Source organism: Mesorhizobium sp. M0678 (genome assembly GCF_040320505.1).
Classification (GTDB): Bacteria; Pseudomonadota; Alphaproteobacteria; order Rhizobiales; family Rhizobiaceae; genus Mesorhizobium.
In genome coordinates this window covers 88,871-103,695 of sequence record NZ_JAMYPT010000010.1, presented here as the reverse complement: position 1 = coordinate 103,695, position 14,825 = coordinate 88,871, and the positions used below count along the sequence as shown (strand labels likewise).

16 protein-coding genes and 1 tRNA gene are annotated in these 14,825 nt (G+C 62.0%); 9 read left to right on the top strand and 8 right to left on the bottom strand.

Features of this window, described 5'->3' with window-relative positions:
• The first annotated feature begins 47 nt into the window (after positions 1-47).
• From NKI29_RS19260 to NKI29_RS19240, 5 genes are all read left to right on the top strand, one after another.
• The gene (locus tag NKI29_RS19260; protein ID WP_023677884.1) at positions 48-197 is read left to right on the top strand and encodes a hypothetical protein; all 150 of its coding nucleotides are present in this window, start codon (positions 48-50) and stop codon (positions 195-197) included.
• Positions 194-1,111: a site-specific tyrosine recombinase XerD gene (locus NKI29_RS19255; RefSeq protein ID WP_352634069.1), complete on the top strand. Its 918-nt coding sequence runs from the start codon at positions 194-196 to the stop codon at positions 1,109-1,111. Before NKI29_RS19260 ends, NKI29_RS19255 begins: the two co-directional genes overlap by 4 nt.
• A gap of 99 nt (positions 1,112-1,210) precedes the next feature.
• Entirely contained in the window at positions 1,211-2,161 is a 951-nt protein-coding gene (locus NKI29_RS19250) for an acetyl-CoA carboxylase carboxyltransferase subunit alpha (protein WP_352754595.1), read from the top strand.
• A 211-nt stretch (positions 2,162-2,372) separates the two neighbouring features.
• Positions 2,373-3,698 carry a L,D-transpeptidase family protein gene (locus NKI29_RS19245; RefSeq protein ID WP_352754711.1) on the top strand — a complete coding sequence of 442 codons (1,326 nt, stop codon included), beginning with the start codon at positions 2,373-2,375 and terminating at the stop codon, positions 3,696-3,698.
• Positions 3,699-3,703: 5 nt separating this feature from the next.
• Positions 3,704-3,979 carry a sulfurtransferase TusA family protein gene (locus tag NKI29_RS19240; RefSeq protein ID WP_023677880.1) on the top strand — a complete coding sequence of 92 codons (276 nt, stop codon included), beginning with the start codon at positions 3,704-3,706 and terminating at the stop codon, positions 3,977-3,979.
• Positions 3,980-4,173: 194 nt separating this feature from the next.
• On the opposite strand, the gene NKI29_RS19235 is transcribed toward NKI29_RS19240, so the two are convergent.
• Both NKI29_RS19235 and NKI29_RS19230 read right to left on the bottom strand, forming a co-directional pair.
• Positions 4,174-5,301 (bottom strand): CobW family GTP-binding protein, encoded by a 1,128-nt coding sequence (locus NKI29_RS19235; protein ID WP_352796995.1) that lies wholly within the window; start codon positions 5,299-5,301, stop codon positions 4,174-4,176.
• A gap of 4 nt (positions 5,302-5,305) precedes the next feature.
• The gene (locus NKI29_RS19230) at positions 5,306-6,484 is read right to left on the bottom strand and encodes a D-alanyl-D-alanine carboxypeptidase family protein (RefSeq protein WP_352457638.1); all 1,179 of its coding nucleotides are present in this window, start codon (positions 6,482-6,484) and stop codon (positions 5,306-5,308) included.
• Between the two features lie 270 nt (positions 6,485-6,754).
• On the opposite strand from NKI29_RS19230, the gene NKI29_RS19225 reads away from it, so the two are divergent.
• On the top strand, positions 6,755-7,918 hold the full coding sequence (locus NKI29_RS19225) for a M20 aminoacylase family protein (protein WP_352451192.1): 1,164 nt from the start codon (positions 6,755-6,757) through the stop codon (positions 7,916-7,918).
• Between the two features lie 72 nt (positions 7,919-7,990).
• Here the strand turns inward: NKI29_RS19225 and NKI29_RS19220 are convergent, their stop codons facing one another.
• The 4 genes from NKI29_RS19220 to NKI29_RS19205 all read right to left on the bottom strand — a co-directional run bounded on the left by NKI29_RS19220 (position 7,991) and on the right by NKI29_RS19205 (position 9,580).
• Complete coding sequence (locus tag NKI29_RS19220; protein ID WP_198023575.1) at positions 7,991-8,134, bottom strand: glycine zipper domain-containing protein; 144 nt, start codon at positions 8,132-8,134, stop codon at positions 7,991-7,993.
• A 41-nt stretch (positions 8,135-8,175) separates the two neighbouring features.
• Positions 8,176-8,466: a hypothetical protein gene (locus tag NKI29_RS19215; protein WP_352451191.1), complete on the bottom strand. Its 291-nt coding sequence runs from the start codon at positions 8,464-8,466 to the stop codon at positions 8,176-8,178.
• A gap of 135 nt (positions 8,467-8,601) precedes the next feature.
• A complete protein-coding gene (locus NKI29_RS19210; RefSeq protein WP_352570595.1) occupies positions 8,602-9,132 on the bottom strand; it encodes a hypothetical protein in 531 nt (176 codons plus the stop codon).
• 121 nt (positions 9,133-9,253) lie between these two features.
• Positions 9,254-9,580, bottom strand: coding sequence for a DUF1330 domain-containing protein (locus tag NKI29_RS19205; protein WP_023677873.1), 327 nt, complete (start codon positions 9,578-9,580; stop codon positions 9,254-9,256).
• A gap of 339 nt (positions 9,581-9,919) precedes the next feature.
• Here NKI29_RS19205 and NKI29_RS19200 point away from each other — a divergent pair, with 339 nt between their 5' ends.
• Both NKI29_RS19200 and NKI29_RS19195 read left to right on the top strand, forming a co-directional pair.
• Positions 9,920-10,612: a winged helix-turn-helix transcriptional regulator gene (locus NKI29_RS19200; RefSeq protein ID WP_023677872.1), complete on the top strand. Its 693-nt coding sequence runs from the start codon at positions 9,920-9,922 to the stop codon at positions 10,610-10,612.
• Between the two features lie 47 nt (positions 10,613-10,659).
• Positions 10,660-10,736: transfer RNA gene (locus NKI29_RS19195), tRNA-Arg, on the top strand.
• A gap of 589 nt (positions 10,737-11,325) precedes the next feature.
• On the opposite strand, the gene NKI29_RS19190 is transcribed toward NKI29_RS19195, so the two are convergent.
• Positions 11,326-11,493 (bottom strand): hypothetical protein, encoded by a 168-nt coding sequence (locus NKI29_RS19190; protein WP_352796992.1) that lies wholly within the window; start codon positions 11,491-11,493, stop codon positions 11,326-11,328.
• 326 nt (positions 11,494-11,819) lie between these two features.
• Between NKI29_RS19190 and NKI29_RS19185 the strand changes: the two genes are divergently transcribed.
• On the top strand, positions 11,820-13,211 hold the full coding sequence (locus tag NKI29_RS19185) for a UDP-N-acetylmuramoyl-tripeptide--D-alanyl-D-alanine ligase (RefSeq protein WP_352570596.1): 1,392 nt from the start codon (positions 11,820-11,822) through the stop codon (positions 13,209-13,211).
• 373 nt (positions 13,212-13,584) lie between these two features.
• Here NKI29_RS19185 and NKI29_RS19180 read toward each other — a convergent pair whose 3' ends face one another.
• A complete protein-coding gene (locus tag NKI29_RS19180) occupies positions 13,585-14,790 on the bottom strand; it encodes a TadE/TadG family type IV pilus assembly protein (protein ID WP_352574895.1) in 1,206 nt (401 codons plus the stop codon).
• Between the last annotated feature and the right edge of the window lie 35 nt (positions 14,791-14,825).

The window sequence follows — 14,825 nt, the reverse complement described above, 5'->3', positions numbered from 1 at the left end:
AAGGGCACAGGGTTGGAAATGCAGAATAAGACGACGGGCGAAAATTAATGCCAACACTGTTTCGCTTTGTCGTGACGCTCGCGATTCTGGCCGGCATTGTCTATGGCGCGATGTTCGCCCTGGTCATGTTCGTCGAGCCGAGGAAGGCGGAAATGAGCGTGCGTATCCCTCCGGAAAAGCTCAATCCCAAAAAATGAACAGCGCCGCCCGCATCGAAGCCTTCCTGGAGATGATGAGCGCCGAGCGCGGCGCCGCCGAAAACACGCTTTCCTCCTATCGCCGCGACCTCGAAGACGCTTCCGTCGGGATCGGCGGTGGGCTTGCCGCTGCCACCAGCGCCGACATCCGTGCCTATCTCGACGACATCGCCGCGCGCGGCTTTGCCGCCACCTCGCAGGCGCGCAAATTGTCGGCGATCCGGCAGTTCTTCAAGTTCCTCTACGCCGAAGGCCTGCGGGGTGACGATCCGACCGGCACGCTGGACAGTCCGAGGAAAGGCCGGCCGCTGCCTAAGACGATGAGCGAGGCCGATACCGGCCGGCTGCTCGACCGCGCGGCGCAGGAGGCGGTGGACCCCTCCATGCATGACGGCGACAGGCTGGCGGCGCTGCGCCTGCACGCGCTGGTCGAGGTGCTCTACGCCACCGGCTTGCGCGTTTCGGAGCTGGTCGGCCTTCCCGTGACGGTGGCACAGCGCGACGACCGCTTCTTCATGGTGCGAGGCAAGGGCAACAAGGAGCGCATGGTGCCGCTGTCGGCCAAGGCGCGCACCGCGATGCGGACATGGCTTGCCGCACGGGGGGCGGTGCCGGCTCTTGCCGACAGCCCGTTCCTGTTTCCGGCTGCCTCCGACAGCGGCTATCTCTCGAGACAGGTCTTTGCCCGCGAGCTGAAAGGGCTTGGCGCTCGGGCCGGCATTGCCACGGCGAAGATATCGCCGCATGTGCTGCGCCATGCTTTCGCCAGCCATCTGCTGCAGAACGGCGCTGATCTCAGGGCCGTGCAGCAGTTGCTTGGCCATGCCGATATTTCAACGACGCAGATCTACACGCATGTGCTGGAGGAGCGGCTGGTGCGTCTGGTCAACGATCATCATCCGCTTGCCGACTAGGCGTCATGCCGCTATGTGAGAACGACGTTCCACCGCGCCCAGCCTGCATTTTCAGGCTTGCGTCAGTCATTGCCTTCCGACTTGCCGGTCCGCCCAAGAATGTACAATTACCTCGATTTCGAAAAGCCTGTGCAGGATCTCGAAGGCAAGATCCTTGAGCTGAAGAAGCTTGCCGAGAACGGCGAGGCGGTCGATGTCGGCGATGAGATCGCCCGTCTCGAGAAGCGCTCGCGCGATGCGCTGCGCGACGCCTACAAGGCGCTGACGCCGTGGCAGAAGGTGCAGGTGGCGCGCCATCCGGACAGGCCGCATTGCATCGACTACATCAAGGGTCTGCTTACCGATTTCACGCCGCTCGCCGGCGACCGCAATTTCGGCGAGGATCAGGCGATCGTCGGCGGCTTCGCCCGCTTCCGTGGCGAGCCGGTGGCAATCATCGGCCAGGAGAAGGGTTCCGATACGACAAGCCGGCTGAAGCATAATTTCGGCTCGGTGCGGCCGGAGGGCTACCGCAAGACGGTGCGGCTGATGGAACTCGCCGACCGCTTCCAGATCCCGCTGCTGACGCTGGTCGACACGGCCGGCGCCTATCCCGGCGTCAACGCCGAAGAGCGCGGCCAGGCGGAAGCCATCGCCCGCTCGACTTCGGCCTGCCTTGGCCTGAAGGTGCCGTCGATCTCGGTGGTGATCGGCGAAGGCGGCTCGGGCGGCGCCATAGCGATTGCCACCGCCAACCGCGTCTACATGCTCGAACACGCCATCTATTCGGTGATCTCGCCGGAGGGCGCCGCCTCGATTCTGTGGCGCGACACCACGCGGTCCAAGGATGCTGCGACCAACATGAAGATCACGGCGCAGGACCTGCTGGAGCTGAAGATCATCGACGCCATCGTCGCCGAGCCGCTCGGCGGTGCCCATCGCGCCCCCGAAACGGTGATTGCCGCCACCGGCGACCTCATCGCCAGGACGATGAAGGAATTCTCCGGCGCCAACACCGACTTCCGCGAGCATCGCCGCGAGAAATACCTGGCGATGGGCCGCAATCTGTAACCAACGCAGGCACGCGGCCCGAAATGTGGCGGCGTGAACCAGTTTCGCCACAAAAATGCCGCTGCATTCGGCTCAGTGGGGTTGCCGTAAGGGGACGCGCCAGCATGATTGCGGTAAGGAATTTTCAAGGTTAACGGGCTTAGGGTCCGTCAGCGGTCAGTTTAGCAGCCGCGGCATCCGCGGCGCAGAGATGAAGACGATAGCCATATCCATGTTTGCCAAGCTTGCCCGCACCGGAGTTCTGATCGCTGCGATCGGCGTCGCCGGCTGCAATGATGCTTCGATGAAGGATTTTGCGCCGCAAGCCAACAAGCCGCTGCCGGACAAGATCCTGGCCGAGATGAAGGCCAAGGGCATGGTCCGCACCTCCTCGGTGATGGCCCGCATCTTCAAGGAAGAAGGCAAGCTCGAAATCTGGAAGGCCAAGACCAACGGCCGCTACGACCTGGTCGCCAGCTACGACATCTGCAAATGGTCGGGCAAGCTCGGGCCAAAATTCACCGAAGGCGACCGCCAGGCGCCGGAAGGCTTTTACACGGTCCGCCCGGCACAGATGAACCCGCGGTCGAATTACCACCTGTCCTTCAATATCGGCTACCCGAACGCCTATGACCGCGCCAATGGCCGCACGGGTTCCAACCTGATGGTCCATGGCGCCTGCTCGTCGTCTGGCTGCTATTCGATGACCGACGCGCAGATCGAGCAGATTTACGCTTTCGGCCGCGACGCCTTCCAGGGCGGCCAGACCGAGTTCCAGATCCAGGCTTTTCCGTTCCGCATGACCGCAGCCAACATGGCGCGCTATCGCAACGATCCGAACTACGAATTCTGGAAGATGCTGAAGGTCGGCTACGACAATTTCGAGGTTACCAAGGTGCCGCCGAAAGTCGACGTCTGCGAGAAGCGCTACGTCTTCAACCAGGTTGCGGCCGACGGCTCGACCTTTAATCCGACCGGCGCTTGCCCTGCGACCACCCAGCCCGATTCGCTGAAGAGCGCCATCAACGCCTATCAAAGCACCTATGAGGCGGCCTTCAACGGCGCCGTCAAGGCCAGCGTGCCGGCACCCAAGCCGACCATCGCCGGGATCAAGGAAGCCAGCATCGTTTCCGACTGGTCGAAACGGCGTGCGCGCGGCGAACGCGTGCCGATCGAGCCGCCCTCGCTCAACCCGGACGGCACCGTGGCCGAAACGGCGCGCATGGGCCGCATCGATTCGCCGGCGGGCCGCAAGATGGCGGCGCTCGATGCCGAAAAGGCCGCCAAGCAGAAGGCCGAGGAACAAAGGCTTGCCGCCATAGAAGCGGCCAAGGCCGCGAAAGAGGCAGCCAAGGCACAGGCCTTGGCCGAGAAGGAAGCTGCCAAAGCCCAGGCGCTCGCCGAAAAGGAAGCTGCCAAGACCGCCGCCGAGATGCCTGTCGCCACCGCCACCGTAGCGCCATCGGACGCCGCCCCGGCAGTCGAAACGCAGGCTGCGGACGCCGAAAGCACGGCGACAAGGTTGAAGAAAAAGCTGCTCGGCATGTTTGGCGGCTGAACTTCATGCTTGAGCAAGAAGATGGGGGCCAGGAACACGGGCCCTCAACTAGCCCCGCCGCCGTCTACGACCTCAAAGGCTTGAACTGCCCGTTGCCGGTGCTCAAGGCAAAAAAGCGCCTGGCCGCAATGCAGCCGGGCAGCCGGCTGTGGCTCGAAACCACCGATCCGCTCGCCGTCATCGACATTCCCGCCTTCTGCGCCGAGACCGGCCATCGGCTGATCGAGACGACGGCGATATCGGGCGGCCACCGCTTCCTGGTCGAGTGCGGGATCGGCTGAGTCTCGACTTAGCTCGTTCTGGCGAAAGCGGCTGAGCGGGATAATCTCCCCCCTTGAGGGGGAGATGGCCGGCAGGCCAGAGGGGGTTGCCGCGCGTGAAGCGCCAACCTTTTCTCTCGTCCCACAGGGCGTCGCGCCAGCCGAGGCGACCCCCTCTGTCGCCTTCGGCGACATCTCCCCCTCAAGGGGGGAGATCACGATCCGGCAATAGCCAGCGGGTTGCTTTCCAGTGCTACGCGATCCGGCGTGTCGATCGACGGCCGGTTGGTGAAGGCGGCGAACAGCCGGCGAACATAGTCTTCGGGCATGTCGAGCGTGATCAGCACCAGCCTTGTGCCGCGCTGGCTGTCCGGCCAGGCCGGCAGTTGCACCGGCGGATGCAGGATCTTCTGCACGCCATGGATAACCAGCGGCCGCGACGGGTCTTCTGCAAGCTCGATGACGCCTTTCATCCGCAAAAGGCGCTCGCCATGCGCCGAGCGCAACAGATCGAGGAACATCTCGATTGCCGAAAACGGCACCGGCCCGTCATGAACCAGCGAATACGAACGCACGCGGGAATCGTGCCTGTGGTCATGGTGATCATGGTCGGCATGGTCATGCCCGTCGTGATCATGCCCGCCGTGGTCATGCCCGCCGTGGTCATGGTCGTGGCCGGCTTCTTCGCCGAGCCAACGCTGCACATCGACGGATTTGGTGGCCGGATTGTAGAGGCCGCTATCGAACAGGGTCGCGGTGCTTGCCTCGCCGGCGTCGAGCACCACGGCGCCCGGGTTGAGCTGCCTGAGCCGCGCCCGCAACGCCTCGACATCGACTGCATCCGTGGTCAGGTCGGCCTTGCTGAGCACGATGCGATCGGCGACGGCCACCTGCTTCACCGCCTCGACATGCGCATCCAGCGTCGCATTGCCGTTGACGGCATCGACCAGGGTGATGACGCCGTCGAGCCGGAAGGCCTGGACCAGGGCCGGGTGTGCCATGATCGACTGCAGTACGGGGGCGGGATCGGCGAGCCCGGTGGTTTCGACGATGACGCGGGCAAGCCGGTCGATGCGGCCGGTCTGCAGGCGGTCGACGAGGTCAGCCAGCGTGTCGACCAGCTCGCCGCGCACCGTGCAGCAGAGACAGCCGTCGGAGAGCTGGATGATGCCGTCGGAGGCCTGCTCGACCAGGAGATGGTCGATCGCCATCTCGCCGAACTCGTTGATGATGACGGCGGTGTCGGCGAGCGCCGGATCCCGGAGCAGCCGATTGAGCAGCGTCGTCTTGCCGGCACCGAGAAAGCCGGTGAGCACCGAAACGGGGATCGGGAAACCGGCCATGCGGCTAGTTCAGCGCCTTGGCCGGCTGCTGGACCTGCGCGGCGGTGGCGGATCCGGCCACAACTGGCTCGGCGCCGGCCGGCGGCGCCCGGTCCGGCCGCCATGTCGGCAGCGGCACGTCGGCATATTCCTGCCCGGAGGCGTCGAGCATCGCCTTCGGCTTCGGTCCCGTGGCGCCGCCGAGGCCGACGGCGATCAGCGTCGGTACATGGTCGAGCTTTTCCTGATAGGGCGATTTCGGCACGTCCTTGCCCTTGTCGCCGACGGCGGGTGCGGTTTCCGACTGCTCCTCGACCGGCTTCTTCTTGCAGATTTCGTCATTCATGTCGTTGGCCGACATGGTGTCGCCATAGGCGGGCAGCGCCGCTACCGTCAGCCAGCTCGGCGCCGGCGTTGCAAAGCCCTGGTCGAGCAATTTTGCCGCCGCCTCGGCGCGGGTAATGGCCGATTGCTCGCCGAGCACTACGGCGACCAGGGTGCGGCCGTTGCGGGTCGCCGAGCCGATCATGTTGAAGCCGGACGAGCAGACGAAACCCGTCTTCATGCCGTCGGCACCCGGATAGCGGCCGATCAGCAGGTTGTAGTTGGAGATCGCCTTCTTGCCGACGGCAAGGCCTTCGATCGAGAACCAGGGGGCATATTGCGGAAATTCCTTGCGAATCGCCATCACCAGCAAAGCGAGATCGCGCGCTGTCGTATACTGGTCCGGCGAATAGAGCCCGTTCGGATTGACGAAATGGGACCCGCTCATGCCGAGCCTCTGCGCTTCGGCGTTCATGCGTTCGGCGAAAGCCGCTTGCGAACCGCCGATATTCTCGCCGACCGCCATGGCGATATCGTTGGCCGATTTGACCAGCATCATCTTCAGCGCATTGTCCAACCGCATCACCGAGCCCGGGTTGAAGCCCATTTTGCTCGGCGGCTCGCCGGCAGAATGTTTCGTTACCTTGATCGGCGAATCGAGCTGGACCTCGCCCGCGGCAATCGCCCGAAACGCCACATAGGCGGTCATCAGCTTGGTCAGCGAAGCCGGGTACCAGCGCCTGAACGCCTCCTGGTGCTGCAGGATCTTGCCGCTGTTCAGGTCGAACAGGATTGTCGGATTGGCCAAGGCAGGCCCGGCCAGCGCCGCAAGCACCACCGTGCCCGCCACCAACAGTTTGAGGAAATGCCTGTAGCGCATCATGAAAACCGAAATAGCCTCTTGCCGCAGTCCCACCTGGCTCCGTAAGATTTCGTTACACGATCGCCAGGATAATGGTCCGGCCCTCTGTTCCCGGACCACAGTCGCGGTGCTATTTACTCTATGTGACGTCAACATGGCAAAGTGCTGCCGATCACAATGTGGAAGCAGCAGCACAATGCAAAGCAGCGTGCATGGTTGCAAGGCAGCAGGCACAATTGCAAAGCAGCAGGCCAAGACCGCCTGCTCCAACAGCGAAATGGAACCATCATGCCGATCCTGAACCGAGCCGCCGAAATGCAGGACGAGGTGGCCGGCTGGCGCCGCCATTTGCACCAGACGCCGGAGCTGAATTTCGACGTCTTCAAGACCGCCGCTTTCGTCACCGAGAAGCTGAAGGCTTTCGGCTGCGACGATATCGTGACGGGTTTGGGCAAGACCGGCGTCGTCGGCATCATCCGCGGCCGCCACGGCGAAGGCTCGACCATCGGCCTGCGCGCCGACATGGATGCCCTGCCGCTCAACGAGATCACCGGCAAATCCTATGCTTCGACCGTCCCCGGCAAGATGCACGCCTGCGGTCATGACGGCCACACCGCGATGCTGTTGGGTGCCGCCAAATACCTCGCCGAAACGCGCAATTTCGCCGGCTCCGTCGCGGTCATCTTCCAGCCGGCCGAAGAGGGCGGCGGCGGCGGCAACGAGATGGTCAAGGACGGTATGATGGAGCGCTTCGGTATCTCCAAGGTGTTCGGCATGCACAACATGCCGGGCCTGCCGGTCGGTCAGTTCGCCATCAGGCCGGGTCCAATCATGGCGGCGACCGCCGAATTCACCATCACCGTCAAGGGCCGGGGCGGCCACGCGGCGATGCCGCACGGCACCATCGACCCGATCGTCATCACCAGCCAGCTTGTCGGCGCATTGCAGACGATCGCCTCGCGCAGCACCGATCCGGTCGAGGCGGTGGTCGTCTCGGTGACGAAATTCCACGCCGGCGACGCCTATAACGTCATTCCCGAGACGGCCGAGATCGCCGGCACCGTACGCACGCTGAAGAAGGAGGTCGCCAAGAAGGCCGAAGAGCGCATCCGCGCGCTTTGCCAAGGCCTGGGCGCTGCCTTCGGCGCGACAATCGAGGTTGATTACAATGCCAATTACCCCGTCACCTTCAACCATCCGGAAGAGACGGTCTTTGCCAGCGACATCGCGGCCGACGTCGCCGGCGACAGCCATGTGCACCGCGCGATCCAGCCGGTGATGGGCGGCGAGGATTTCTCCTACATGCTTGAAGCGCGGCCGGGCGCCTTCATCTTCATCGGCAATGGCGATACCGCCGGCCTGCACAACCCAGCCTACGACTTCAACGACGAGGTCATCCCGCACGGCATGAGCTATTGGGTGAAGCTGGCGGAAACGGCGCTGGCGGCGTAGCCGTTCGGCATCGGCGGTGCGGCAACCGCCGCACCTCTGGGCGGCAAAACCGGGCAGGACATGCTCTGCTGGTCACTTCCGGCCGGACGACTTCCGGGCAAGGCCGAAGGCAATGCCCAGAGCAATACCTATACCGATGCCCGCAACAATGTTGTCCAACACGACGCCGATAGCCACGCCGATCACGACGCCGAGTGTGAGGTGTTTGGCATCCATTATGCCCGGTCATGTAGCGTGGAAGGGAAGAGCCGCAACCGCTACGGTCCGCTCTTCGGATCCTCGACCTCCAGCGCCTCCATGACCGGCGCCAGCTCATTGTCGTCGGCAGCCTGCGGCTCTTCGCCTGTCCTCGCCTTCGTCAGGGCTGCCTCGATCGCCTCCTGGATATTGCCGAGCTCGTCTTCGCGAACCTCGTGGCCATAGCCGGCAGCGTCGGCATCCTGTTCGAATTGCTGCGCCAGGACGGCGACGCTCACCTCGCTCTCGGCCGGCAGATTGCCGACATTCTCCTGCAGCCAGGTTTCAAAGAACTCTTTGGTCGCGCTCATGCGGTCTCTCCTTCGGGACACTAAAGCGCGCCGGCATCCCGAAAGTTCCGCTATCTGAGCCGTCTTTGCGCCCGTTGCCGGCTGCCCCGCAATTCAGCGCGGCCAGGCGGCGTTGGCGCCGCCTGGCTCGGCTGCTTACTGGCTGGCAGCAGTCGTCGGTTCACACGACACGTTCGGGTTCATATCGGCGAACGCGCCGGTCGGGTTGCCCTTCCAGGCCCAGACATGCAGCTCGTAGAACGGACCGAGGCCATAGCGATTGGGCGCACTGTTGAAGTTGAACAGATGTCCGTCGAGCGAGGCCGGGCCTTTCGAGGTGATGTATTCGACCGCGATCAGTTTTAGCGTGCCGTCGGCCATCGGCTCGTACATGACGGCTTCAGGCTTGGCGACATCGACCGCGTCGTCCTTGAGGTAGCCCGGATTGACGTAATGGATGCCCATTGCGCCGCCGGTGATGCCGCTGGCGCAAGGAATGGGCGCATAGCCCTCAGCGGTCGCCGCCGCCACATTCTCGAAGCGGCTGTTGGCCGCGCGTACCTTGTCGGCCAGCGGATTGGGACCGGACGCGGGCGCTGCCTGATGCGCCTGCGCCAGCGCAGTGCAGGCCGACAGCAGCGCCGCGGCAGCGAGAACTCTATTGCGAAAGTTGATTGTCATAGTCATTCCATTCTTCTTGAAAAGCACAGCCCGGCCGGCCGCCGGAAGTAAGGAGGTCCGGCAGGTGGGCGCTGTGGCTGTTGTTGCTGGGAGATCCCTATCCCGATGCGACGAATGCAGGGGAAGATCATCCCTTCGGCAGATACGGGATGGTTCCGGCCAGATCGGAGTTGTCGATCAGCTGGAAACGGCTGTCGCTGCCGCCCTGACGGGCCGAAACGAACGGCGCGTAGGCAGGATCGTCGGTGAAGGCGCGCGCCGCGGCCTCGGTCGGGAACGCCATCAAGGCAATCAGCGTCGTGTCGAGCGGCTTGCCTTCGAGCGTCTTCACATTGCCGCTGCGCGACAGATATCTGCCGCCGTGCTTGTGAACGAGGTCGTGGACTGACGCGGCATAGGCCGGCATCCACTTCGGGTCCCTCACCTTGATGTCTGCGATAACGTAAGCGGTCATGGGTCATGTCTCCTGGTCGTGCACAGGGGTATCCCGTGCAGCGGCCAAGGGCTCGCACGGCAAGGCCGGCGCCAGCCAGTCCGCGATCTGTACTGGTGTGGCGAATCCGAAATTCGCATTCGCTTTGGAGCAACGCAGCGAGCGAATTTCGGATTCAAAAGCCACACCAGCAAATGCTTGGATTTCCAGTGTGGTTTTGGATTTGAAGTTCCTAACGCTGATGCCACCCAGAAAGCAGGAACTTCAAATCCACCACACTGGGCCGGTACAGTTTCTGTACTCGCCGCGCCGCCGGGAAAGGCCTATGGTCCCGGCTGAGTTTGAGGGGAAGGCAACGTCGTGACCCAGTCCGGATACAAACAGTTCTGCCCGTTATCGATGGCCGCGGAGGTGCTGTGCACCCGCTGGACCATGGTTCTGCTTCGCGAATTGGTGGCAGGCTCGACCCGTTTCAACGATCTGCGCCGCGGCGTCCCCAAAATGTCGCCGACCCTTCTGTCGCAACGCCTCAAGGAGCTCGAGCTGGCCGGGATCGTCGAGCGCAAGGAGGTGCGCGGCGAGAAAGGCATCTTCGAATACCGGATGACCGAGGCAGGCAGGGATCTGCGTTCCGTTGTCGAGGCGATGGGCTTTTGGGGGCAGAAATGGGTCGAGTCGCGGCTGTCGCTGAAGAACCTCGATCCGTCGCTGCTGATGTGGGACATGCGGCGCAATCTCAACGCGTCGCCGCTGCCCGACGGCCGCACGGTGATACAATTTCTATATCAGGAGCTCCCCGCCTCGAAACGGTCATGGTGGCTGATCGTCGAGAAGCACGGCGAGGTCGACCTCTGCTGGTACGACCCGGGCTTCGATGTCGATCTCTACGTCTCGACCGACCTGCACACCATGACCGAAATCTGGATGGGGCTGATCACCGTCGAGAAGGCAGGGACGAAAGTCATCTTGACGGGAGACCAGGATATCGCCCGTAAAATGCAGACCTGGCTGGGCCTGAGCCCGTTCGCGGTCGAACCCAAGCGAGCGGCCTAGCTGCCTCTTGGCGAAACGTCCCGAAGCGGTTATGTGTCGGGCGCGATGGTCCCGTAGCTCAGTAGGATAGAGCGGCAGATTCCTAATCTGTAGGTCACAGGTTCGATTCCTGTCGGGATCACCACGTTTTTCAAGCACTTAGCGCGAAATCGCCGCACTTTTTTTGCAGGATTTTTGCGAAATAAGTACGGCGAATTTCGCAGACCTTCAGACTTTGGGCACACATATTCCAGGGCGAAGCGGCCCAAAACCGCTGCGAAGCGCGGCGCTACGATGCCTAAATCGAGGTAGGTAATCGTTGTTCCCAATCAACTTGCCCGTTTTTCGACGCACCGAGACGACGGACGACAGCCGCTACCGACCGTCAGCGTCGACGTCTCCTTGGCGGCGCCGAAAGGTCTCGCTACTTCGTCGTTCAATCGAGACCGCGGCGAGTAAGAATGCGAACATCGGCATCATCGATCACGAGGTCGAACTCGACTCGTGTGTCCATCCGTCCCCTTAGGGCGGATTGTCCACCAAAGTCCGCATCATAGGGGGAATGGACGCGCCCGGTCTGGCGGCTAGAGGAACGGAACGCTATCATTTTATTGTATTAGTAATGACGCATGAAATGGCCTACAATTGACTCTACCCGGCAACGCCACTGGCAGCCGGTAGGCCCGGCGGCCCGCTGGAACCCCCGATCGGCTGTCGGCCCGTCCCCATGAAAGTTACGTGCGGTGGCGACCAACCTGAGACGAGATCGAACCAACAACCGCGCAACCGGCATCAAGGGCAAGCGCCACGGGCCGCCGGCCAACGACGAAGCAGGATATTTCGAGTTCTGCCCCGTTTGTGGCCAGACGTTCGACAAGCGAAACCTTGGCGAGGTGCTGCATCACTGTCTCCCCGACCATGAGCCGTTGAACTCGATGAATAGGTGACTAGCGTTCGAACAGATGGTTTCGCTCATCCAAGATCGTGATCGGTCCCAACCAGACGATCTCAAAAGTGATTGCGGATGTGGTCGTTAAAGTAGCGGGCTTGGCGAAGGCCGCTTTGAACCCGGCAAAGGTCTCAGGTGGTACCCGGAACCATTGCACATTGAGCGGAATTGGCTGAAAGTGATCGAACCACAGGACAGGGATGTCGGACGGCCACCTATTCAAGGTGGCCGGGGCGCGGGTTAACGTGATTCGGGTCGATCGGCAGGACAGGGGGAGAAATGCACCCTTGGACGAAGGCTGAGCTTGCGGAGATCACCGGAGGCATATGGGAAGGCGAGTTGCCGGAAGCCTGGACGACCGACTGCATAGCCTTCTGCGACGCACTGATCGGCCCCGGCGCGCTCGTCATCCCGCGCGTTGGCACCTACCGTTACGGAGTACACCCCAGGAAGATCAGGCGCTTCAGGCGACAGGGGCTCGCGCTCCTCGCGGACCGAGAGTACCGGCCCAACTTCGAAGGCTTGCCGTTGCTCCGGGTGGCTTCGGTCCGCGTCGCCATGAAGTATCTCGCCGAGCGAGCGCGGTCTGCTTACGGCGGACGCCTGATCGCGGTTGGCGGCAGCGTCGGCAAGACGAGCACCACGGCGATGATCAACGTCATTCTCACCGCAGCTGGTTATCCACCTTTTCCGGGCGAAAACTTCAATACCGTCTCCGGCGTGCTCGGCCTGATCGCCAACCTTCCCCCTGATGGCATCCACGCTGTCGAGGTGTCGATTGGCTTTTTTCGGCGGCTCCTTGAGGTATCTGCGCTCAAGCCGCATGTCGCTCTTATCACGACGATCGGCGACGCCCATCTCGAAGAGTACGGCTCGCGTGAGGCCATCGCCAAGTTGAAAGCCCGCCTGTACGATGTCGCTGAGGGCGGCACTGCGATCATGCCTCGGGATTCCGAGCATTTCGAATATCTCCGAGCCCGCGCGCTGTCGTTCGGGGCGAAGGTCGTGTCCTTCGGTGGACATGCTAAGGCCGACTACCGGCTCGTGGACTATTCGCACGAAGATCAACTGGTGCGTGCGGTCCTGAAGGGCCGGGATTTCGCCTACAAGCTAGGTAATCCAGGGCGGCACATGGCAGTCAACAGCCTCAGCGCGCTGGCGGCTGTCGATTCGCTCGGCCTTGATCTGGGAGCTGCGACCAATGCGCTCGGGGAGGTGCAGGCCATCCACGGACGTGGCGAAGTCATACGCATCGCCCTCGCGTCCGGCGAGATCCATGTCGTCGATGAGGCCTACAACGCGAATCCGACATCGGTGGCCGCCGTGCTGGCGGCACTCGCTGAGGGGAAGCGCGCAAGTGGGGGCCGAAAGCTTGCCCTTCTTGGCGACATGCGGGAACTCGGGCCACGATCGGCCGAATTTCACGCCGGTCTGGCGGAACCCGTTCTCGCGGCCGATCTGGATATGGTGATCACGGTTGGGACGCAGATGACATATCTCCGTCGTGCCCTGCCGGAGTACCTCCTCGGCCCACACTTCGCGACAGCAGACGATGTGTTGCCCGAGCTCGCCACTATCCTGCGCGCGAAGGACCGCCTTCTTGTGAAAGCTTCGAATGCCATGGGTCTGCATGAAGTTGTAACTCGCTTGCGCCGGCAATTTGGACGCTAGTCCGCCGCGATATAGCATCGGTGTTTGAGGAGTGCCCGAAACGTTGAGATTCGTCGAATTTCGCTGTTTTTTTGGACCAAAGCAGAAAAATTGACCGGAGATCAGCTCCGCCCATGACTGGTTCCACTACCAAACAGTCTCAGGCACTTGGCGGAAAATTGTGCTTCGCCGCCTGATTCGATCTGTGCTGCCTCCGGGTGACCAGGGTAGCGCCGGCTGGACGCCGCCAACCGAAGAGCTGCGCACAGTCATGCCCGCTCGGTCATTTCGGCCATGCATATAACGGCAGCCGCCGGGAATGGTTGGTTGGTCCGAGCCCAATGCAGCAACAACAAAGATTAGCCCTGTGCCGAGCACTGACATCAGTATTGCTTCAGCGAAGGAGCACTATTCCTAAGTCTCCAAGGCCTTTCGGCGGAGTCGCACCATACCAGTCCAGGGCCACACTCGAGTTGCCACTATAGAAAAATTGCCACGCAACAATCCAACCTGAGTTGGCAGTCGACTTCAGGTCTGTTGTCCCTCTCATCCGAAAACGATGATGGGGCAGGTAGATAGCCCCTTCAATTAAGTAGTTTTTGTTTCCGGACAATGAGACCGTGGGCACAGAGGGCGTAACTGTGCGTGACCCGAAGATAGCGATGCCAGCGTAAATGCCACTCGTGGGAGCCGAAATCCTTACGCCACCTTTGCCTGCTGACTGAATAATGCTTGACTCGGAGTCAACGAATATCGTGACTTCGTCGCCCGAGAGATTCACATGGCTGCCGATGCTCACTGTTGCGTTCTGAAAATAGTGAACTCCGGGAGAAAGAACGACATTTCCATCGAGGTCAATGTTTCCACAGAACACCCGGCCGGCCGGAATGGTAACATCGGTCAGCATCTGATCACTGTAGTCGCAGCCGTTCGGTGGAACGGGCTGCGGTAGATCGACAAGGGGGTCTGCAAGTTCGGGTTGGTTGGTTTTCGGGATGATGGTGTAACCGCCGCCTTGGTAATTGCCCACTATAGAGATTTTTCTGGCGACAATCTTTCCGGTTCCAACGTGCCTCAGTGCCCTTGGACTGGAGGAATTCACTTGGATACCGCAGTTTGGCACCGAAAGCCCCCCGGAACCCATTACCGTCAGCGCTCCATTTGAGGCAGGATCGAGGACATAGAAGCAATAATCCGGCGCGGCTTTTCGGGCCGTTGCCGCCGCGTGAAGGTTAATGCTCCGAATTCCAGCAAGACTCATGAAAGCGGTTGGCATTCCAGCTGAGATTTCAACCGCCGCCTCTCGCGTCCCAGCAGAAGGAGTGGTGATGCTCACCCCAACGACAGCGCCGGTCACGAAGGAGCCATTGGCCAGCGCCCAATTCTTCGCGGCCTGGACGGCTGCTTCGTTTCCTCCGTCGCTCTCGACAGCAACAAGAGCCGCCGAATCGGCTATCTCCTGCAGCTTGGATCTCCAGGAAGCGGCGTTGGTAAAGTCAATGCTAAGGCCGAGGGCCAAGCCCAGTGGCACCACCATTAAGGCCATCGCGACGGCAAAGTTCCCCCGTTTTTCGGGCGGCAGATCTTTCAGTCTCCGCATCCAGAAGCCCTCTCTTAAGAGCAACTTAGACCGAA